Raw genomic sequence first — 20,500 nt, forward strand, 5'->3', positions numbered from 1 at the left:
ATCATAAACGGTTAGGGTGTCAAATCCAAAAGTTGAGCAACCCTCTACCCTATGATGTCGTTTAGGGGAAGTACGCGGTACAGCATAGGGTAGAGGGTTAATGCGAAACTGACTTTGACACCCTAACCATAAACGCAAAGAAAGAAGGTGTTATTATCAATTATTTTATCAGACTTTTAAAATCTTATCTATTTTATACCGCATCTGCTTTTGGCATTAGTCTTACCATAAAGGCCAATGTCGGTGTGAGTAGCTTCAATTCAATGAACATTGCCATAGCCAATGCTGCTGACATTAAGGTCGGTACAATCACGACTTTTATCAATATGGCTTTTTTACTGGGATTTATGTTCTTGACACATTTTGCGCTGAAGAAAAAATATCTGATCCAAACGCTCTCGGTGGTTTTATTTGGCATGCTGATCAATTTCTTTACTTATACGGTTCTGAAGGACTTAATGGTGGAAAATTATGTATTGCGTCTTTTGCTCATTAGCCTAGGGACAACCATCGGTGGATTATCTGTGGGAATGATTATCAGCTATGATGCCATTACTTTTCCAATTGAAAGCTTTTGCCTTGCCATTGCTGAAAGAACTAAGTTTACCTTTGTTAAATTGAGATATTTTATCGATATTTTTTCAATAACTGTTTCTCTTATTATATCTTTCTTTTTTACACTCCCTCTATATGTTCGAGAAGGTACTCTTATCAGTTTGCTTATTTTATCCGCTGCCATGAACTTCTCGAAAGAGATGTACAATCGATATAAACTTGAAAAGGTTACAACCTAAATTGTGCCAACAGGCCTGCTCAAAGCTAAATGAAAATACCATTCAATGAGCTAATGCTCTGACACTCGAATGGTATTTTATATTTCTAGACGTTATTTTATGGTTTTTAATAGAAAGAGCCCCTTATTCTAAATTTAATTGCATTTCTATCGCTTTAATGGGGCATCTATTAACAGTATCACGAAGTCTTTGCACGAAATCTGCGTCAATGAGTTTCGTGTCAATTTCTTCAAGCAATGGCGTGATCAACATTTTTCCATTGTACTCGAAAAGTTCGGGCATTGCTTTTACGCAAAGCATACATTTAACACAAGTTTTCTCGTTAATTTGAATTTTTTCAGATACGAGGTGCTCATGCTCTTGGCTCTTTATATGCTCAAGCACATCATTTTTAGAGACAAATCTCTTTGCAATTCTACCCATGATTACGATTGCAATGACGGTGCAGACCCATCGTATGCTCATAAATTTAAGTCCTAAAAATTTAGCTTCATTGGCCAACATTGGAATTTTAACCACTGCCCAAGCACTGATTATAATCACGATATTTTCTATGCTGATGCCCTTTTTTATTAGCGATAAGCTTATGGGGAAAGCCGCATAGATTGGCCCTGCTGAGATACTCCCGAGTATAATACTCATCACATTGCCCTTTAAGCCTGAAGTTTCCCCTAAATGTTGTTCAATAAAGGGTTTAGGTACCCACACCTCTATGAGTGCAGTGAGAACAAGGATCACCGGCATGATTTCAAGCATTTCTTTAATATAGTACCATGTGTTAAATAGGGATTCCTGTCCTTTTGCAGGAAAGAATACAAGGAGACCCACATACAAAATAGCAACAAATATTAACAATCTGAATTTTTTCATCTTAAAATCACCCCCATTGAAAATGCAATAATAATGGCAAATACAAAACTCAAACCATTTCGTACTAATGTAAATTTAAGTCCAAAAGCTTCTTTTTCAATAGGAAAGGTTGCAATACCCACCATTGTCAAAGTGGTTAAAAAAGCAATTGCGGGGAGCACACTTGCACCTAGTTTGAGAAAAGAAGCCACAAGTGGAAATGCCACGAATGCTGGTATAATGGTTATACTGCCAAGCAACGCACCTGCAACAGTAGAAAACAACTGATTTGAAGACCCCAGTACGCCTTTAATCAACTCTGGTGGTAACATACTGAGCATGAATCCAATTAGAAATAAAATGCCAACAATTTGAAGCAGCATATTTTTAATCATCTTAGAGGCCATGCCAAGTGCACTCTTTGTCTCTAAAGGTTTTTTATAAAGCGAAAACAGTATTGCAATTAAACTCACTCCCCATAATCCCATCGTCATATCGACACCTCACTTTAATATTGATCGTTAGAGTGTCAAAAGTCAGTTTCGCATAAACCTTCTACCATTATGCTGTATCGCATACTTCTCGTAAACGACATCATAATGGTATAGGCTTGCTCAACTTTTGACTTTTGACACTCTAACCATTGATTACTTATTAAAACAATCATATACTATCATTAAAAAGAAAAGTGTTACCTATGATACACTTTTTTGGCAAGGGGTAAATTATTATGAAAAACACTTATCTTGATGTCCTGAAATCATCTAACCTCTTTACTGGCTTTAGCACTGCTCAACTAGAAACGATCATTAAGCGTGATCAAGTCTCAATCAAAAGTTTCAAAGCTCATAATATAATCCACCTAGAACTCGAAACCTGTACACACCTTGATTTTATCCTTGAAGGGAAAGTCATTATTCAGCAGATCGACATCAACGGCAATTTACTTACAATGACTGAATTCTCTGCCGGAGATAACATTGGGGGCAACGTCTTATTCTCACAGGCTAATTTTTATCCTATGACGATCATAGCCTTAACGGATGTCGTTATCATGCAGTTTTCTAAATCTATCGTGCTTAAGTTCTGTCAAACCAATCAAAGTTTTCTTGAAAATTTTCTCATGAGCCTATCCGATAAATCTTTTATTTTAACTCAAAAGATTAAGGTGCTCTCAACGAAAAGCATAAGAGAAATGTGTCTTGATTTTATTGAAAATGAATTCAAAAAACAAAATCAAAATCCAATTATGTTACCTCTAAGTAAAAAAGCACTTTCAGAAAAACTCGGTATACAGCGCACCTCTTTATCAAGAGTTCTGACACAATTACAGCTTGAAGGCTATATAGAATACAGTGGTCGATCCATTAAGATTTTAAAGAAAGTGGAGTGAATATGTAAAAAACCCACACGATTTAGTATGGGTTTTTAATCTTTATAGTGTCCTTATTCAATTGCCTAATCTTATAACATCCTTAGGATATTCAAAATCGGCTTCAGTGACACCATTCAGTTTTAAATTTTTAAAAGCAAAGTTGCTTTCATAGCCATATGCTGTGGTTTCCAGTTTGATCACAATACCATTTTCTGCCCAAACATAGACTTTAATATCGTATTCTAGTCCCGAATCTTCATATACATAACACGTTTTGCCATCATATTCAATGGTTTCAATATATGGCGCTTGCCCTAAATTAAAAGTTTCATAAAAATCGTCTAGGACGGTAAAGGGATTCGTCGGTATATAGGTCACAGCTGATGGCACCACTGCCATGATCTCCGACCCTGGAATATATGTCGCCGACTCAGGGATACTTGCCTTGTTATAAGTGACAAGGTCTGGCTCATAGCCAATGGTTTTAAAATCGCCTTTGTTATACCAAAGTTTGGTAGGCTCATGGGCATCAAAGATGGCAATCTCGCAGTAGTAATTTTTATAGTCATCACCATTTGCAAGTACATCGCCAAGTTTAGCAGGCGCTTGACTCTTAGGAGATTTCGCCGTCATAGGTGAATCTGCCACAGAAACTTCACTTGCTGTATCGATACTAACAGCTTTGGTTTCCACATTATAAGTTACAGTGATCTCAAATTTTTCAGCCAGATCTTTGAGTCTAAAAAAACTACTGCCATTAATCGTGTAGGCCTTAAGATCTTTGATTTTAATGCCATCTTTATAAATCGAATTGCCATATGGGATTGCTGTTTTAGGCATACCATCCCCTTTGGCAAGTTCGCCGCCTACCACTGTATAGGCATTACCGGATACTAAGTTGATGCTTTTATTCGTTTCATCCCAACTGACATCAAACTGTTTAGAACTTCCATTGACTGCTTTTGCAATATCTCTTAGTTTAAAATAATTGTTTCCCTCGATGAGATAGGCTTCGAATTCTATCGCCACACCATCTACATATACTTGCGACTTGGTTTGATTGACGATGATATTACCTGCAAAAGTTACTGGAAGCAATTGCATGAATAATAAAATCACTATGGCTATTGCGGTAATCTTTTTCATTTTTCTTTTCTCCTTTCCCTAAGACTGTATCCATTCTAATTAATTTCGATTTATAGTCAGGGTGTCAAAATCAGTTTCGCATTACCCCTCTACCCTATGCTGTATCGTGTACTTACCGTAAACGACATCATAGGGTAGAGGGGTGTTCAGCTTTTGGATTTGACACCCTAACCATTTATTTAGATTTAAAAATATCTATACCATTGACCATTACCGGCGTCGGCTGTTTTGCTAACCACGCTGTATTTTTAAAAACTTCCTTGCCTATATTGACAACGCTGCTTGGTATTTTGATTGTCTCTAAATTTTCACAATCATTAAATGCATGTTGATCAAGTGTGGTAAGACCCTCTGGTAATTCAATAGAAGTAAGTGATAAACAGTAACTAAATGCATACGCACCTATGGTTTTAAGACCTTTTGACATTTTTACAGACTTCAAGTAAATACAACCTGCAAAAGGTTGGTCTCCAATATTTTCAACCGTATTTGGTATGACGATGGATTTCATGTTACTACCACTAAATGCATTATATCCAATACCAGAAACAGTCACGCCTTGAATTGTTGAAGGTATAACCACTTTATCCAAATCTTTTGTATACCCCATGATGAGTCCTGTTGTTAAATCAAATTTTAAGCCTGTTTTTTCATCCACCACAACATGAGGTGCCATGAAAGTTTTAGGTACTTCTTTAACAGTTACAACAGGCTTAGCGACAACCGGTTCATCACTTTTTGGATTAAATATGACTGCCTTGGCTACGGCTTGTAATGTGTTTAGGTTCACTTCAAGGCCATTTTCATTGCGAATACCTTTGGGATGATCTATATCCGCGTTGATAATCGTCGCTTGAAAGAAATACAAAGCGGGTTCTTCATATTTGCTTGCATCTATATAATTTGTAATGTCAAGCTTGCCACTTCCATATTCAAAAAGCATTGTGCCTTGATAAATTGCTTCGAGTTCAGACTCACTAGAAGTTTTCGTATCTGCCATGATTATTATAGGCAAATACTTCTTTGTACTCTTGGTGGCTTCATCCTTTATATTCAAAATGGTTTTGCCATCAGCTTGAGTCACATTGCCTTCTATTGGATTCGATTTACCCGTGCTGTAAAAAATATTATTGCTAAATTGTGAGATATTAAAATCATAAGCATTTTCAGTTTTACCTTTTTTACCACTTAGTGTTGCAATATTCGCATGGTCACCTGCAATATTTTGAGTTCCTCTAGAGTGTTCATCTCCATCTCGTAATAAATCAATATGGCGAATCTTATAACCGTCATTTGGCATCAATAGTGCATAAAAGCTTTGAACCTCTTTCTCATTATAGTAATTATAATTGTAATCGTATTTTGCTATAAAGGCATTGCTTGAGAGCCCTTCAAAATCAATACGCGTTTCATTGGTATTTCTTGAATAAATGGCTTTATAAGTTTCATCTACAACAGGACCGTTACCACTGGTTTCTACTCCCCATTCAATTGGGATCATAATCGGCTCAGGTATAATGGCATTATCTCCCTTAAGAATCCCAGTGATCGTATTATCGGATCCTTCTGGAAAGATTTTATCGCCATAGACAGCCGCATCATAATTGTAGACATAAATAGCAGTAAACGCTGTATTTTGGCCTACCTTTTCGCCGATGAGTTTTGCCACATCATTGGTTATATTGACATGATTATCGACATTCTTATAAAGGAATTCATAGGTGGCACCATTACGCTCATATAAAACGACGCCTAAATCTCTCTTAATATCGTTTTCTTCTCGTGTAAAATCTATAAAAATATCATCGATACCCGCCTCATTTGTGAGATAAGAAAGTTTTGCAGTTTTCAGTGGCATATCCACTTTACTGTAATCAAATCCCCCATGGTATAAACGGACCAGTTGAGGCTTTTCTGAACGTTTATTGATATAAAGTGCCCCAACAGTGTCTTTTTTCGCACTGAATAAATATTTATCTGGATATTCCACGCTCCAATCCCCATTTACATAAAAAGTCGCGTTTTTGCCCACATAAATTTTTCCAGCACCACCCGTTGATATTCCAACATCTCTTGGTACATAAAGCGTCGCACCATCTGGCACGTTTATTTTACTGTCAATTGAAATATAATCTCTGTTGCCTTCAAAGTAAGCGTCATATAATGCTTGTTGTAACTTCATATAAGCGGCATCACCTTTAGGAATTGCTTCAAATGGTGCTTCATATTTCTTACTGCTATCCAAATTGACGGCATCATTCTTTTCATCCAAAATTAAACCACAGTCAATCAAGTTCATAATTTCATCTAAAGGATAATAGACACTTGCATCTATTTTATAACCTATAAAATTATAGGTTATAAAATCCCCGTTGCTAATCAGTGGTCGGTTGTAAGGTGTCGCAATTTGAGTTGCGGGCGTTTCTTTTGGAATACCATAATATGAAATCGTATTTAGCCCTTGCGCATTGGCAATGTATATATTGGCATTAAAATCTACTTTTGCCTCTTTAAAAGTATGATAAACTTTTGCAAGTGGGGCATATGCCCTGCCACCTATATCATAAACTCTAATACTCGTATCCATACCATTGAGCATTATTTTCGTGCTCATAAGTGTTGCTGTCACTTCTGGTAATCCAAAGTAATTTAATGCCGTTTTCTCAATCGTGGTGTCTGCTGCAAATGATGCAGGCAGCATTTGAATAAGCATCGTCACTAAAACACAAAATGCCATTGTCTTTTTCATTGTCTTTTTCATTGTCTTTTTCATCTTCATTTTACCCCTCCATAAATTTCAGATCATTTTGTTTACACCTTATGGCCATATAGACTCACTCTAATTGTATTTTATTACATAAAAAAAAACCGTTTCTTGCATGAAACGACTCTTTTACGTCATAAATGATCTTTTTAAAAATCAAATGAATGATTAAGGTGTCAAATTCAAAAGTTGAGCCACCCCTAACCATGAGTTCAACTGGAACAGATAAACGCGCAAAAGCCGAACAACTCTATTGGAGTTAGTCGGCTTTTAATATAGGACACTTCTTTATTTTGTAAAGTTCTATTGTGAATAACCAGAATGCATTACAATTTCTTGTTCATCAAACAACTTTTCAATAACAGATTCATACGCCTCAAACGACATTGCTTTTCTAATCGCCATCAAATATGGCGCCTTGGCCGTAAAACTCTGAATTAAATAGTACCAAATTTCTTTCATTTTGCTCAAAACTTTTCGATCAACAACGAGGCTTCGTTGATACCCAGCATAAATATCATCGTGAAATGCACTCAATACATTTTTATCCATTTTAGAATTTGTCTTAATCAAATTCACCAAATCTGGATTTGTAAGCAAGCCTCTTCCAAGCATCATGATTTCTACCTCAGGAAATGCATTGGTGAAATCTCTATAATCTGACACTGTAAAAATATCGCCATTATAGCAAATTGGATTTCGACTCAGTGACAAGGCCTCTTTAAATATTTTTAAATTAGGTTTATTGCGATAAATATCCGTTTGTATCCTTGGATGAATAATAAGTTCTTTGACCGGATATTGATTAAAAATCTCTATAAGTCCATAAAACTCATCTGGATGTGTCTTACCTAACCTTGTTTTTATCGAAATCTCCATATTCTGCGTAATCTGGCTGCTATAGATGTCCTCTAAAAAGAGATTAAGTGCTTCCTTGTGAGCCAAAAATCCTGAACCTCTATTTCTAGAGACCACCTTTTTTGAAGGGCATCCAAGATTGAAATTAATTTCGCGATATCCCATTTGATTGATTTTCTGAGCTGTATGCATAAAATCTTGAGCATTATTGGAAAGGATTTGAGGCACTAGGAGCAACGTGTTGTTATTTTCAAACAAGATATCGTCTAAGTCTTTCGTAGAAAAACCCTTCTTTTGATCCGAAACGATAAAAGGTGCAAAGTATTTATCAATATGTTTAAAATTTGCTTTATGTGCGTTTCGATAAATATGACCGACGACACCTTCAAGCGGTGCATAATAAAATTGCATCTATTTAATCACTCCTGTAAGTTCGTTATAAATAAGCGATGGTATAAGCTTATTTAACTCTGATGCTTACACCATCGCCTATTTATCTTACAACGAAACCTCTAAAAGAACAAGTAAAACCTATATGAATTTATTCAATTACTAAACGCTTTATAGCTAAATATTTTCCCTTGGTTTTCATGCCGTAAGGGATCACTGATCAATTCTATGGCATTAGAGCCTAAGCCTGTCTTTTCAAAAATGACATCTCCATCAGTTGTTTTTAAAATGAGTTGATCTCCGTGAACTTCATATTGACCAGAAGGCCTATAGCTCAAAGCCTGTCCTCTTGAATAAATAAAAACAAAATCTGCTTTGAGTTCCACCCATGAAGCATCAACAGTATCTAACGATCCGTAGACATACTTACCTAGTTTAGGGGGCTCTTTACTCTTCATATAAAAAAAGACTGCAAGGAGAACTACCACGAGTATTATCAAGATTACAACCGCACATACATTCTTTTTTTTCAATATTTTCACCTCCTTTCTATGGTCCTCAGTTATAATAACCATAGATAAGGCGATTATCTTACACTTTTTCGGAAAATTTTTTATTGTAAAGTGTCAAAAGTCCGTTTCGCACGAACCATACCGTATGCTGTACCGCATACTTTTCGTACACGCATCATATTATTTTTTTTCAAGTTTCTCTGCAATCTTCAAAAGCATTGATTTTTCAATATTTCCCTGAAGATAAAAACTTTTTTCATTGTTGTTCCAACTCAATGTACCTAAATCATCTTTTTCAATGAACAATCCTCTATTTTCGTTTATTTCCACTTCAACCGATTTTACGAGCTCAGAATCTATCTGAGATTCAGAAGACAAATTGCCTTGAATTAATTTAATTTCACTGTTTTGATCATTTGAAAAAACCATGTACTTTGTATTATTTAATGCTCTATAACTCAATAATTTGTACCCTTCTGGTAAAAAAGCAGGATAATAGTAGTCTGTCCACTCATCTGGTAGCACCTCTAGTATCGACATTTCTGAACCCACTTCATGTGTCACTAAACTAAATTTTTGTGATGTTTCTACCACCATATTAAAAAAAATAATTCTAAAAGCTTCAACACTCATCGTAATAATGGACCCCGTTACACACAAAAGCGTAAAAAGAATAGCAATTTTTCCTTTTATTATCGAAATTTGTTTTTTCATTTGTACTTTATTGCGATTTCTTTTAACTTCTTTTTGATAATGATCAAACCATTCATTTAGTGTATCTGGAACATCAATATCTTCATATTTTTTATTCAATTGATCCATTTCTTTACAGACATTTTGCGCATGTTCGTAACCTACATTATAAAGAAAAGCTTTATTCAGTCTTACAAGGCGTTCATTTTCTTTAGACAGATTTTTCATAATCCACACCTTTCTTCTCAATCATTTCTTTAAATGCCAAGCGTGCTCTAGACAATCTAACACTCGCATTATTTTCAGTGATCCCTAATAAATCCCCGATTTCAGATATGCTCAATTCGTAGTAATATTTGAGTGTCAATATATCTGCATAAGTTGGATGTAAATTTTCCAAATGTTCTGCAATTTCTTTACTCAACTCGATTCGAATCATATGATTCTCTATTAAAAATACTTCATTTTCATTAAGTGTTTTGACATCGTATGATTCTAATAAAATAAGACTTGATCTTTTATTATATGTATTTATGGCTAAATTTCTTACTATGATAACCACATACGCACGTGTCTCTCTACACTTTACTTCTGAGATTTTATCCAAGTGTTTGGAAAGCCTCAATATGGCTTCTTGAACTATATCTTCAGCTTCATGATGATCTTTTAAGATAGAGTACGCTGTAATAAACATATCCTTATAAAAAGTAACAAATATTTCTTCAAGTTTATTTCGAGTTTCTTCACACTCTATCAACATTAATAATGTAATCATATGATCTCTCCCCTCAAAGCATTCTCACTATATTTTACCACAATGCACAAAATAAGCCTATATAAAAACCGAAAGACTCAATTGAATCATTCGGTTTTTATTGCTTTAGGGCTTATAGTTCAAACCGCCTTATAATCTGTTCAAGTTCTTTAGCAAGGATATTTAAACGTGCAGTTTGTTCGTTGATTTCAGTCATACCAGCGAGTTGCTCTTCAGTAGCCGCTGAAACTTCTTCTGTACTTGCAGAGGTTTCTTCTGTGGAAGCTGAAATACCAGTCATCGCATCTACAATGTATTCTTTCAATTTAAGCATCTGATCCACATCTTTGTCAATGTTGAGAAGTTCACTACTGAGATCGTGAATGCCCTTGGCAATAGCATCAAATTGAACTTGCGTAGATACCACGGATTTATTTTGCTGCTCAGTTACTTTTCTGAGCTCCCTCATAGTCTCCACTGATAGATGCGAATGTGCGTTAATTTCGCTGATGATATTTTTAATTTCACCCACTTGATTTGCGGATTGCTCAGCCATTTTTCGAATTTCATCTGCCACAACAGCAAATCCACGGCCTGCTTCACCGGCTCTTGCTGCTTCTATTGACGCATTCAGTGCAAGAAGATTCGTCTGTTCAGATATGCCTGTAATCGCATCTGTAATGGTGTGAATTTTATCTGTACTTTCGGAAACCTTAGAAATTACATTGCTGATTTTATCAGTAGCTGAATTAGTGGATTCCGTTGCCTCTAAAAGCGCTTTAACCGCTTCTAACCCTCTTCTACTTTGACCTTCAGCATCGCTTGCAAGGTTGTCAACAGTGACGGTTGACTGCTTCACATTATCAATATTTCTGGAGAGTTCATTGACTTTAACCACTGCATCTTCAGTAATCGTAGCCTCATCACTAACCGCTTTGGCAACTTCTCCAATCGTTTGAGCGACCTCATTGATCGCATTAGTCGTCTGATCTGTTACTTCTGCCAAGGAACTTGCCAGTTCCGTAACTGTGCTTGATGACGACTGCATCGCCATTATGAGCGCTCTGACATTGTGAAGCATCGTATTATATGCAGTTGCCAATGTGCCTATTTCATCACTATTGTCAATATGAATCTCAGAACCTTTTAAATTGTTATTTGAAACCTCAAGAAGAGCGGTAGAAATGGCTTTAATTGGTCTTGCAAAACTGCTTGAAAACAAAGTGATTGAAATTAAACCCAAAGATAATGAAAGTGCAAGCACAATCAAGATCACCATAAGAATCGTATTGGCCCCTTTGTTAAAATCTTCTACATATGCACCTGCACAAACCACCCATCCCCAATCCGAGTCCAATTCTTGATAAGTAATTTTATCACCAATATTTTCAGAACTTGGAAGCGTCCACGCATAAGTAACAAAGCCGCCGCCATTTTGAGCCGCCTTGATTTGGGCTTGTACAAGTTTAAACCCAGAACCCCCTTTGTCTTCTGTTTCCCATACATTAGTGCCTTCTAATGACGGATGCATCACTTCTACACCCTCTGTGGAATAAGCAAAAAAATAACCATTAGGGCCAAGGTCAATCGTTTTACTAATTGGACGTTTATTGTCAGCATCTTTAACGCCGAGAAGCATAACCCTTATTTCTTCTTGAGCCTCTTCCACTGAAATAGTACCTCTTGAGACTTCTGTTTTTTTAGAATCGATGAGTTGCATCACTTGCCTTACACCGTTTTTTAAAATCACCTCTCCTTTTAGTGACAATTGATTTTTTGCAAAAAAATAGCTGGTTGCACCTATGGCGATTACTGGAATAACCAAAAGTAAACTTGACATGACAATGAGTTTTTGTCTGATTGATAATTTCAATTTTTGTTTCCCCCTTCATTTTATTTTGTTCTACAATAATAATTTGATGTAAAACTATTATAGCATTTTACATGGATTTAACAACCAAAAAACTCAAAAGCTGTTGGAAAATCTCCAACAGCCTAAGAAAACCTGTATCAGTATTATTTTATTGTCATTATAGATCTAATGCCGCAAGGTAGACATTGCTCCCATGAGGTAAAAACATAGAGGGGTGTGTAATGCCAAATCCTCTTTGGTATGTTCCAGCCGACACATGCAGTAGATCTATTCTCGATTCTAAAAGTTTAGCAATTTGAATCCCTTCTTCTAAATCATAGCCTTCATCAAAGCATTCAGAACCACTGAATCTCAGTTCAATTGGAAATCCGTCTCCCACTGCTTCACGTACACTGTCAAGTACTTCCTGAGCAAACCGAACACGATTTTCCAAGGCGCCGCCATATTGATCTGTCCTCTTATTAAAGCGTATACTCAGTCCGCTTCGCTACCTTCGTAACACTTGCACAATCCTATCGGATTGCATTCAGTGGGCGTTTGGACTCCCACTGAATTAGGAATATGAACCCCCACTTAGAGAAGTGGGGGACATCTCCTCAAGAGTTAAAATAAGGCGAGAGAAATTGGTTGATTAGCCAGCCGTGACCTGCATGTACCATGACCATTTCAAAACCCGCACGTTTTGCAAGAGCAGCCGCTTGACCATATGCTTTAACGATATCTTGAATCCATTCTTCTGTCAGTGCTTTAACCGGAAGACCATCTGTCCTTGTAGTATCACTTGGTCCCCATTGATTTAAGCCACTTTTTTTAGCTTTATCGGTCAGATAGGTGCCAGCATATTGACCTGAATGCGACAATTCCACACTTGGAATAGCCCCGTGGCGTCTAATTGGTATTCTCAAAACGTCAAGGAAGGCGATCTACTAAAGCCACTTGAATATACGCATATGCTTTAAGGTTTTTCCTTTCGAACTACAGGAATCCAGACTTCGTATTTTGCATTCTGAGGATCAGGATTTATGTAGACCTCAATATCTGGCGCATTGCCATACTCATAGCCTGATGTTGGCAACCATTCGGTTACAATCCGCTTTTCTAAAACTTGAATCGACTCATTTGTGCCTTCACCTTCAAAGATTGCCCATGTGGTTGCAGGAATCGTGTATTCTTCTAATGCATCGCTTATCGGTCCATTGGAGGCAACGGCAATATAATAACGCCAGTCTTCCCTTTCATTACATGAACTAACGCCCAATAGCCCTTTAGGCATGCCATCCATAAGGGTTGCCAATTTGGGAATAGTCCCATCAGTTGCAGCTTTGCCCCACATTGCAGGTACAATTTCAAAATTCTTTTCGATTTCTTTTTCCAGTGGGCTAGATATCCCCACAATTCTAAACGCCTCTTTCTTTTCAATCTTATAGTTCATCTCACAATCTCCTTTTATCGTTATTCGAAAACTGATTGGAGGATATGCTTTGAGCCTTACACCAGATGCTTTAGCACTAGACGGTGTAATGCCATGCACATTTTTAAACGCGCGATTAAATGCGGTTGGCGAATCATAGCCATACTTGAGCCCAACCTCTATCACCTTACAATTTCCACTTTGAAGGTCTACAGCTGCAAGGGACATCTTTCTTCTACGAATGTACTCGGACAAAGGGATATCCGCCATATACGAAAACATCCTCTGAAAATGATAGGTACTACAGCAAGCAATTTTTGCAACTTCATCTAAATCCACATCATTTACAACATTTTCTTCAATATACTTTATTGCATCATTTAATCGTTCAATCCACTCCAATTTCTGCCTCCTATGATCATGATACTCTACATTAAAAAGTAAGACCTCTCTTTATCTGTACAATAAAGAGAGGTCGTTTAACACCTTCAAGGAATCCTATTCCATTTCATACATGCTATGCTTTTAGGATACTACATTCGCCCATTCATTGTCGAATAAATGTTTTCGCATTATCAATCTGTCTTGTAACATCTGTTGGTGAAGTCCCCCCATAGCTATTCCTATTTTGGATACAATTCTCAATGCTAAACCGGCTTAAATCGTCCAGTTCAATTGGGAAATGAACTTCGATTAAATCTGTTTTTGTAATATCAGGAAATGTCTTTCCTGTCATTTCGCAGTATTTTACTAAGTTACCTACAAGCTCATGCGCTTCTCTAAAAGGAATGTGATTGAGTACAAGATACTCAGCAATATCTGTTGCTTCAATGAAACCCTTCTTGAGCTGTGATTTCAAGACTTCTTCATTAAACGTAATATTTTCAAGCATTCTCGCAAAGATGAAAATTGAGCGGTCCAGTGTATGAATACTGTCAAAAAGAGCTTCTTTATCCTCTTGATAATCTTTGTTTAAGGTTAAAAACGTCCCTTTTAAAACGGTTAGCATGGTCATGAGATTGCCAATCGTTCTGCCAGATTTGCCTCGAACAAGCTCTGCGATATCCGGATTTTTTTTCTGTGGCATGATGCTACTGCCTGTACAAAAGCTATCATCAATTGTAATAAAGTTAAATTCTTGTGAGTTAAATACAATAATTTCTTCAGCAAATCCACTTAAATGTGTCATACACAATGCCGCATTAAATAAATATTCTAAAATACTGTCTCTAGAACCCACTGTATCCATTGCATTTTCAGAAGGTTCTCTGAATCCTAAGAGTTCTGTTGTTATAAATCGATCCGTTGGCAATGTCGTTCCAGCCATGGCACATGCACCGAGTGGATTGACATTTACCCGTTTTAAGGTTTCTTTAAATCTTTCTACGTCACGCTTAAGCCCCTGAAAATGCGCCATGTAATAAAACCCCACTGTAATCGGCTGTGCATGCTGTAGGTGCGTGAATCCTGGCATAATTTTATCCGCTTCTTCTTCCGCTTTTTTAATGATCACTTCTAATAAATCATACAGATGGGTAATGGTATTTTGTGTGGCCTCGCGTAAAAACAAAATCTCATCCACGGCATTTTGATCATTTCTACTTCTGGCAGTGTGCAAATACTTGCCCGTATCACCAATTTCTTTGATCAACTCTTTTTCAATGATCATCATAATATCTTCATCTATGATCTTAAAAGCAACTTCATTTTGGTCTATTTTTTGCTCGACAATATTTAAGCCTCTTATAATTTCATTTGAAACAGCTTCACTGACAATGCCCTGTTGTGCAAGCATTTTGACGTGAGCGATGCTGCCCATGATGCTATATTTGTAAAGCTTGTGATCAAAACTAATTGATTCATTATAATCTGCTGTGATGTTTTCCATTTGTTTGGAAAATCTACCACCCCATAAATTAGCCATTAATTGTGTCTCCTCTCATAATGGTATGCTTTGTTCTACTGGTATACTTTTTACTTTGCACTTTCAAGTCTTTCTAAATTTTCTATTTCTTCAATCGTTAAATTGGCGATTTTGGTTCCAATTTTAGTTTTGGATAATGCATAATAGACAGCAATTAGCATCAAAATACAGAGTAAGGTCACGATCACGCTTTCATAAATTCCTGCAATTACAAAACCCATTAATGAAATCGAACCTGTAATCAGTGCATATGGCAATTGCGTTTTGACATGGTCAATTAAACCACAAGTTGCCCCCGTTGCAGAAAGAATGGTTGTGTCGGATACAGGACTACAGTGATCTCCAAACAACCCGCCCGATAAAACGGCTGCTATGGTCACATATAGAGGCGCTCCAAGTGCGATTGCCATTGGGATGGCTATTGGCATCATAATGGCAAAAGTCCCCCATGAAGTTCCCGTGGAAAAGGAGATCAATGCTGCTATTAAGAAAATAATAGCGGGAATGGACCATGCAGGTATGTTATCTTGTGCGAGCTGCACAATATAAGATGACGTGCCAAGTAGCTTACCCGCTGAGCTTAAACTCCAAGCTAAGACCAGCATCATAATAACATCGAATAACTTGCCGCATCCACTGATATACATGGAGATCCCGTCACTGAGAGACTTAAGCTTAAAAAACTTCATCAAGAGAATCAGTGAAATGGCTCCAAATAAGTACCCCGTCATCAAAGAAATTCTAAACGCACTTCCCGGTACTGGCGTGAATGGAAACCCTTGAGGAATTAAAAGACCGAATAAGGTCACAAAAAGGACAAGCAGTGGAATGAGCAACAAAAGCGGTGAAGCATCATTGTTTAATATCATCTCTTGTCTTTCTTCAACGCCATCTTCTAAGGTGCTAAAGACACCTTGCATTGCACGCTGTTCTGCCTTTGCCATGGCACTAAATTCTCTTCCTGAAATCGCAACTATTGGGACTAACAGCAAACTTAAAATTGCATAAAATTGAAAAGGTATTGCCGATACAAATGCGTTAAAATCAGTGATATGGGTTATATTAAGTGCATCCAATTCCGTTTGGATAAGGCCCATAGAATAGACACCCCATCCAATAAAGGGAATTAAGATACAAACTGGAGAAGCGGTAGTATCTAAGATCCATGCCAGTTTCTCCTTAGAAATTCTCATTTTCTTAAAAAGTGGTGTGAAAACAGGCCCCACAATAAGGGGTGTTCCAAGATCTGAAAAAAAGACAATAATGCCACCGATCCAAGCGGCTATTTGCGTTTTATGTCTGTTGTTGATAATTTTTGCAACACTTCGGTTCAACGTTTCTGCAGCTCCAGATTTCTCCACCAAAGTCACAAACCCGCCAATAAAAACCAATAATAAGATTACCCCTGCATTATAACTGTCTAACAATTGTGCTAACACAAAATCTTTGAGCAAAGTGGTTACTGCGGTCATCGGATTTCCACCCACAAGTATTAGTACCCCTGTAAAAACACCTGCCAAAAGTGACACAATCACTTTCCGTGTTTTGATGGCTAACCCGATTGTCAATAAAATCGGCAATAACGATAATATGCCATAGTTTGTTTCCATATTGTTTCCCCCTTCTAATTGGATACATGTCATCAGCGCCATGACTTAACTTATAACATTGCAAATACGATGCCAAAGAAATTAAGCTCTTTCACGCCGTTTTTTATATGACAAAAGGTTTAATTGGCTTTTAAAAGACCATTTAAACCTTTTGTTTTTACATTACGCCTCTTTATTTTATTTGGAAGTATTCTCAACACGAACTTTAAATTGGTCCAAATCCCCTAATAGCGCGCAACCTTTTTCTGTGATTTTACTGCCACCTCTCCCCCTTGAGGAAAAAATATAACCCATCTCATTTAATAGTCTTAGACCATTTCTTATTTCAGTTTCAGTGTGTGCATAGCCTTGCGAGGCGAGTGTCTCTTCTATTTTAACTCTGCCCCATTTTTCTTTTGAATTATGAGATGAGTTTAATGTCTTTAAAATACCTTCAATCAGATCTATTTTTCGCCCTTCTCTCAATATAAAATCAAGATTTCCACTATATGAATGCGCTCTTACAGCTGCTTTTTTCCGCTGCTCATGGTGAACACTTTCACTAAAAATATATCGGGGTAAATCCTTTGCATCAATAAAGGCCTTTTCTAAGCTCGATAGATACTCCACAACATTTCTGAGTTCTCTGATGTTCCCAGGCCACTGATAATCGCAAAGTTGCCTCATCACCTCATCTGAATAAGTCCAATTTCTGGTCATCGTATTCATAAAATGTTCTAAAAGCAATGGAATATCTTCTTTTCTTTCTCTCAATGCGGGAACGTCTAAAGGCAGCACATTTAATCTATAGTAAAGATCTTCTCGAAATTTTTTTTCCCGAATCAAATCTTTTATGTTCCTATTTGTGGCAGCAATAACCCTTACATCAATATCGATTAACTTCAGTGCCCCTACTCTAGAAACTCTTTTTTCTTCTAACACTCTGAGCAACTTACTCTGTAAAGACAAAGGCATTTCACCGATTTCGTCTAAAAAAATAGTGCCTTTATGTGCCAATTCAAACAATCCTATTTTTCCGCCTTTTTTTGCCCCTGTGAAAGCACCTTCTTCATAACCAAACATTTCACTTTCTAATAAATGGTCCGGAATTGCAGAACAATTCACCGCTACAAAACTGTACTTTTTTCGATTAGACATATTGTGTATACTTTGAGAAAAAACTTCTTTTCCAGTGCCACTCTCGCCCATAATAAATACCGAAGCATCCGATTTTGCCATGCGTTTGCCTGTGATTATAGCCTCTTTGATTGGCTCACTTTCCCCTCTAATATCTTCAAAAATATATTTTGCTACATGCTTATTCCCAATAATGCGCGATCGAATACCATGTTGTTTATCCTCTAACTCATCAAAATTCTTAAGGGTAACGATATTGCCTCTTCGCGTTTGCTCAGAAAAAATAGTTGAAATCTGAACGATAAAATTTTCACCCCCAAATGATAAAATACTCTCCAATTTTTTGTGGTTTTTATCGTCTGTGTTTAACTTGAGTTCAGGTAAAATATCTGTAATTGCAAATCCTTCTATTATCTCTGACTGATTTCTGAGCATAGCTTTCGCTGTGTTGTTCGCTAAATAGATTCGACCCATTAAATCCGTCAGGATAATCCCATCCTCCATAAGCTCAATAAGCGCTTTTATTTGATCAATCATTTTTTCGTTTTCACCGAGTAATCTTTCAATGCCTCTAGACGTCGAAATCACATTATTTCTTGCACGTCTTGCTTCATCAGAACTAAAAACGCCTTCAATGCACATCTTATCCGCTAGCTCAATCACACTATTAATGTCGAGAACTCTTTCACCAATGTTGATGATGGTTTCCATGCCTTTTGGGACCATTTGCAATTCATTTGGTGTTATTGCATAACGAATACTTTTATCTCTGCTTTTTTCATCTCCAAAATAAGCCGTTATGTCTAACTCTTTGAATCCTGCTTCGTAAATCTGTGTGATCACTTCCATGCAATTTCTATAGTCTATATTCGCCAGCAGAATTTTACGATCTGTCGGTAATGCTTTTAAATACTCAAGTTGCTGGTTGCTTAACGCAAATTTGACTACTTGGAAGATCGCAGAGTCTCTCATCTTTTCATGTACTTTTTTAAACATGGTGAATGCAGATATAACGATATATTTTTCTTCAACGTATCGTTTTCGATCAATATCAAATGCCGAATAGGCATTAATTTTTGCATATTTTCCAAAATAAACTTCTAAACAGGCCTTAATGAACAATGCATATTCTTTTTCATAAGCTATGACCGCGATCTCTTTCATCATTTGTTACCCCTTCTTGTACAAAAAAGCTCATAGAAGAGGAACGCCTTCCATGAGCTTAAAATTATTAGCCTTTAATCGCCCATCGCATTTTAGTGGAGCGTGCTCGACTATTGATACTACATTCTTCTACGGACGGTCTGATGATCTCGGGCGCAATTTCACTATAGACCCCTTCTCGTTGTAAACTCTTAAACGATTTTTTAACCAGACGATCTTCACCTGAATGAAAAGAAAGAATCGCCACACGGCCTCCTTTTGCAAGCACTTTTGGCAGTTTTTCTAAAAAATCATACAGCACTTCAAATTCACTGTTTACATCAATTCTCAGCGCTTGAAAAGTTCTTTGACAAGATTTTTTAATGGCTTCCTCCCTTGTGCTCGAGGGAATGAATTTAAGCGCATCCGTTATGATTTGTCGAAGCTCAGTGGTAGTCGAGATACTTTTGCCCTTTTTTAGGTTAGCCATAATCGCACGTGTAATTTCCTCAGCATAGGGTTCATCTGCATTCTCAAGTAACATGCCGTGGAGTTCCTCTTGAGGTATTTTTTTTAACCGTTCAGCCGCCGATATGCCCTTCTTAGGATTTAAGCGTAAATCCAAAGGCCCTTCAGTTTTATAAGAAAACCCTCGATCTGGATTGTCTATTTGCATGGAAGAAACGCCAAGGTCCGCTAAGACAAAATCAAATAGGCCTGATTCCGCTATGACCTGATCTATATTGGCAAAATTCAACTGCTTAATGGTTAAAATTTCTGGACCATAACCAAGTTTTTCCAATCTTTCTCTCGTCCGCGGCAATTCTATAGGATCTACATCTAGTGCATACATATGCCCCTTTGAGTCTAAGCACTTAAGCATCTCAAGCGTATGTCCGCCATAACCAAGTGTCGCATCAAGCCCCGTTTGTCCCGGTTTGATTTGCAAGAAATCCAATATTTCTTTGACACAAATGGATATGTGCATGCCCGCTGGTGTGCTGCCCTTTTGAATGACATGTGCTACTGTGTCGCCGTATTTTTCTGGCTGTAGTTCCTTGTACTTTTCTTTAAATGACTTTGGGTGAGTCCCTTTATATCTAACACGCCTTTTATGTGTTTGTTCTTGATCTGACATTTTGTAACCTCACTATTTATTATAATTTTATGTCTAGAATACTCCTTAAATCATACCATAGTAAGTGTCCTTTTTAAATGCCAATTCGTTTGCTCTAAATACACTTTATTTTTTTTCCTGTTTAATCTTAGCAAATAATACCACATAGTT

General features: G+C 37.0%; 18 protein-coding genes. 2 read left to right on the forward strand and 16 right to left on the reverse strand.

Translation table 11 applies throughout. The annotated features are described in order from the left end of the window. The first annotated feature begins 263 nt into the window (after window positions 1-263). Window positions 264-794, forward strand: a complete 531-nt coding sequence (locus F3D3_RS05975; RefSeq protein WP_207645350.1) for a hypothetical protein — start codon at window positions 264-266, stop codon at window positions 792-794. A 123-nt stretch (window positions 795-917) separates the two neighbouring features. Here the strand turns inward: F3D3_RS05975 and F3D3_RS05980 are convergent, their stop codons facing one another. Then, window positions 918-1,664, reverse strand: a complete 747-nt coding sequence (locus F3D3_RS05980; RefSeq protein WP_069872132.1) for a permease — start codon at window positions 1,662-1,664, stop codon at window positions 918-920. After that, the gene (locus tag F3D3_RS05985) at window positions 1,661-2,137 is read right to left on the reverse strand and encodes a permease (RefSeq protein ID WP_069872134.1); all 477 of its coding nucleotides are present in this window, start codon (window positions 2,135-2,137) and stop codon (window positions 1,661-1,663) included. Before F3D3_RS05985 ends, F3D3_RS05980 begins: the two co-directional genes overlap by 4 nt. Window positions 2,138-2,373: 236 nt before the next feature. Between F3D3_RS05985 and F3D3_RS05990 the strand changes: the two genes are divergently transcribed. Further along, window positions 2,374-3,036, forward strand: a complete 663-nt coding sequence (locus F3D3_RS05990; protein WP_084388852.1) for a Crp/Fnr family transcriptional regulator — start codon at window positions 2,374-2,376, stop codon at window positions 3,034-3,036. Window positions 3,037-3,093: 57 nt separating this feature from the next. Here the strand turns inward: F3D3_RS05990 and F3D3_RS05995 are convergent, their stop codons facing one another. The 14 genes from F3D3_RS05995 to rsmH form a co-directional block, all read right to left on the reverse strand. Next, window positions 3,094-4,164, reverse strand: a complete 1,071-nt coding sequence (locus F3D3_RS05995) for a hypothetical protein (RefSeq protein ID WP_069872137.1) — start codon at window positions 4,162-4,164, stop codon at window positions 3,094-3,096. Between the two features lie 175 nt (window positions 4,165-4,339). Next, entirely contained in the window at window positions 4,340-6,943 is a 2,604-nt protein-coding gene (locus tag F3D3_RS06000; RefSeq protein ID WP_069872139.1) for a leucine-rich repeat domain-containing protein, read from the reverse strand. A 288-nt stretch (window positions 6,944-7,231) separates the two neighbouring features. Then, a complete protein-coding gene (locus F3D3_RS06005) occupies window positions 7,232-8,197 on the reverse strand; it encodes a tRNA-dihydrouridine synthase family protein (RefSeq protein ID WP_069872140.1) in 966 nt (321 codons plus the stop codon). Between the two features lie 134 nt (window positions 8,198-8,331). Continuing rightward, window positions 8,332-8,709, reverse strand: coding sequence for a hypothetical protein (locus F3D3_RS06010; protein WP_069872142.1), 378 nt, complete (start codon window positions 8,707-8,709; stop codon window positions 8,332-8,334). Window positions 8,710-8,868: 159 nt separating this feature from the next. Beyond that, window positions 8,869-9,609, reverse strand: coding sequence for a DUF4367 domain-containing protein (locus F3D3_RS06015; RefSeq protein WP_069872143.1), 741 nt, complete (start codon window positions 9,607-9,609; stop codon window positions 8,869-8,871). After that, the gene (locus F3D3_RS06020) at window positions 9,593-10,156 is read right to left on the reverse strand and encodes an RNA polymerase sigma factor (RefSeq protein WP_069872145.1); all 564 of its coding nucleotides are present in this window, start codon (window positions 10,154-10,156) and stop codon (window positions 9,593-9,595) included. The genes F3D3_RS06015 and F3D3_RS06020 overlap by 17 nt, the downstream gene beginning before the upstream one ends. A gap of 112 nt (window positions 10,157-10,268) precedes the next feature. Continuing rightward, complete coding sequence (locus tag F3D3_RS06025) at window positions 10,269-12,008, reverse strand: methyl-accepting chemotaxis protein (protein WP_084388853.1); 1,740 nt, start codon at window positions 12,006-12,008, stop codon at window positions 10,269-10,271. 157 nt (window positions 12,009-12,165) lie between these two features. Then, window positions 12,166-12,486: a hypothetical protein gene (locus F3D3_RS06030; RefSeq protein ID WP_374700069.1), complete on the reverse strand. Its 321-nt coding sequence runs from the start codon at window positions 12,484-12,486 to the stop codon at window positions 12,166-12,168. Window positions 12,487-12,604: 118 nt separating this feature from the next. Further along, the gene (locus F3D3_RS06035) at window positions 12,605-12,913 is read right to left on the reverse strand and encodes a hypothetical protein (RefSeq protein ID WP_374700065.1); all 309 of its coding nucleotides are present in this window, start codon (window positions 12,911-12,913) and stop codon (window positions 12,605-12,607) included. A gap of 50 nt (window positions 12,914-12,963) precedes the next feature. Next, on the reverse strand, window positions 12,964-13,821 hold the full coding sequence (locus F3D3_RS06040) for an AraC family transcriptional regulator (RefSeq protein WP_069872150.1): 858 nt from the start codon (window positions 13,819-13,821) through the stop codon (window positions 12,964-12,966). Window positions 13,822-13,966: 145 nt separating this feature from the next. Then, on the reverse strand, window positions 13,967-15,343 hold the full coding sequence (gene argH, locus F3D3_RS06045; protein WP_069872152.1) for an argininosuccinate lyase: 1,377 nt from the start codon (window positions 15,341-15,343) through the stop codon (window positions 13,967-13,969). Between the two features lie 50 nt (window positions 15,344-15,393). Next, window positions 15,394-16,953 (reverse strand): Na+/H+ antiporter NhaC family protein, encoded by a 1,560-nt coding sequence (locus F3D3_RS06050; protein ID WP_069872154.1) that lies wholly within the window; start codon window positions 16,951-16,953, stop codon window positions 15,394-15,396. A 177-nt stretch (window positions 16,954-17,130) separates the two neighbouring features. Continuing rightward, window positions 17,131-19,236: a sigma-54-dependent Fis family transcriptional regulator gene (locus tag F3D3_RS06055; RefSeq protein ID WP_069872156.1), complete on the reverse strand. Its 2,106-nt coding sequence runs from the start codon at window positions 19,234-19,236 to the stop codon at window positions 17,131-17,133. Between the two features lie 64 nt (window positions 19,237-19,300). After that, window positions 19,301-20,350, reverse strand: a complete 1,050-nt coding sequence (gene rsmH / locus F3D3_RS06060) for a 16S rRNA (cytosine(1402)-N(4))-methyltransferase RsmH (protein WP_069872157.1) — start codon at window positions 20,348-20,350, stop codon at window positions 19,301-19,303. Window positions 20,351-20,500 lie beyond the last annotated feature (150 nt).

The organism is Fusibacter sp. 3D3 (assembly GCF_001748365.1).
In the GTDB taxonomy this organism is placed as follows: Bacteria; Bacillota; Clostridia; order Peptostreptococcales; family Acidaminobacteraceae; genus Fusibacter_A.

What these genes read in the sequence shown, in the direction of transcription:
- F3D3_RS05975 (WP_207645350.1), top strand. Translation starts at nt 264, where the DNA reads ATGAACATTGCCATAGCCAATGCTGCTGACATTAAGGTCGGTACAATC.
- F3D3_RS05980 (WP_069872132.1), bottom strand. Translation starts at nt 1,664, where the DNA reads ATGAAAAAATTCAGATTGTTAATATTTGTTGCTATTTTGTATGTGGGT.
- F3D3_RS05985 (WP_069872134.1), bottom strand. Translation starts at nt 2,137, where the DNA reads ATGACGATGGGATTATGGGGAGTGAGTTTAATTGCAATACTGTTTTCG.
- F3D3_RS05990 (WP_084388852.1), top strand. Translation starts at nt 2,374, where the DNA reads ATGAAAAACACTTATCTTGATGTCCTGAAATCATCTAACCTCTTTACT.
- F3D3_RS05995 (WP_069872137.1), bottom strand. Translation starts at nt 4,164, where the DNA reads ATGAAAAAGATTACCGCAATAGCCATAGTGATTTTATTATTCATGCAA.
- F3D3_RS06000 (WP_069872139.1), bottom strand. Translation starts at nt 6,943, where the DNA reads ATGAAGATGAAAAAGACAATGAAAAAGACAATGAAAAAGACAATGGCA.
- F3D3_RS06005 (WP_069872140.1), bottom strand. Translation starts at nt 8,197, where the DNA reads ATGCAATTTTATTATGCACCGCTTGAAGGTGTCGTCGGTCATATTTAT.
- F3D3_RS06015 (WP_069872143.1), bottom strand. Translation starts at nt 9,609, where the DNA reads ATGAAAAATCTGTCTAAAGAAAATGAACGCCTTGTAAGACTGAATAAA.
- F3D3_RS06020 (WP_069872145.1), bottom strand. Translation starts at nt 10,156, where the DNA reads ATGATTACATTATTAATGTTGATAGAGTGTGAAGAAACTCGAAATAAA.
- argH (WP_069872152.1), bottom strand. Translation starts at nt 15,343, where the DNA reads ATGGCTAATTTATGGGGTGGTAGATTTTCCAAACAAATGGAAAACATC.
- F3D3_RS06050 (WP_069872154.1), bottom strand. Translation starts at nt 16,953, where the DNA reads ATGGAAACAAACTATGGCATATTATCGTTATTGCCGATTTTATTGACA.
- F3D3_RS06055 (WP_069872156.1), bottom strand. Translation starts at nt 19,236, where the DNA reads ATGATGAAAGAGATCGCGGTCATAGCTTATGAAAAAGAATATGCATTG.
- rsmH (WP_069872157.1), bottom strand. Translation starts at nt 20,350, where the DNA reads ATGTCAGATCAAGAACAAACACATAAAAGGCGTGTTAGATATAAAGGG.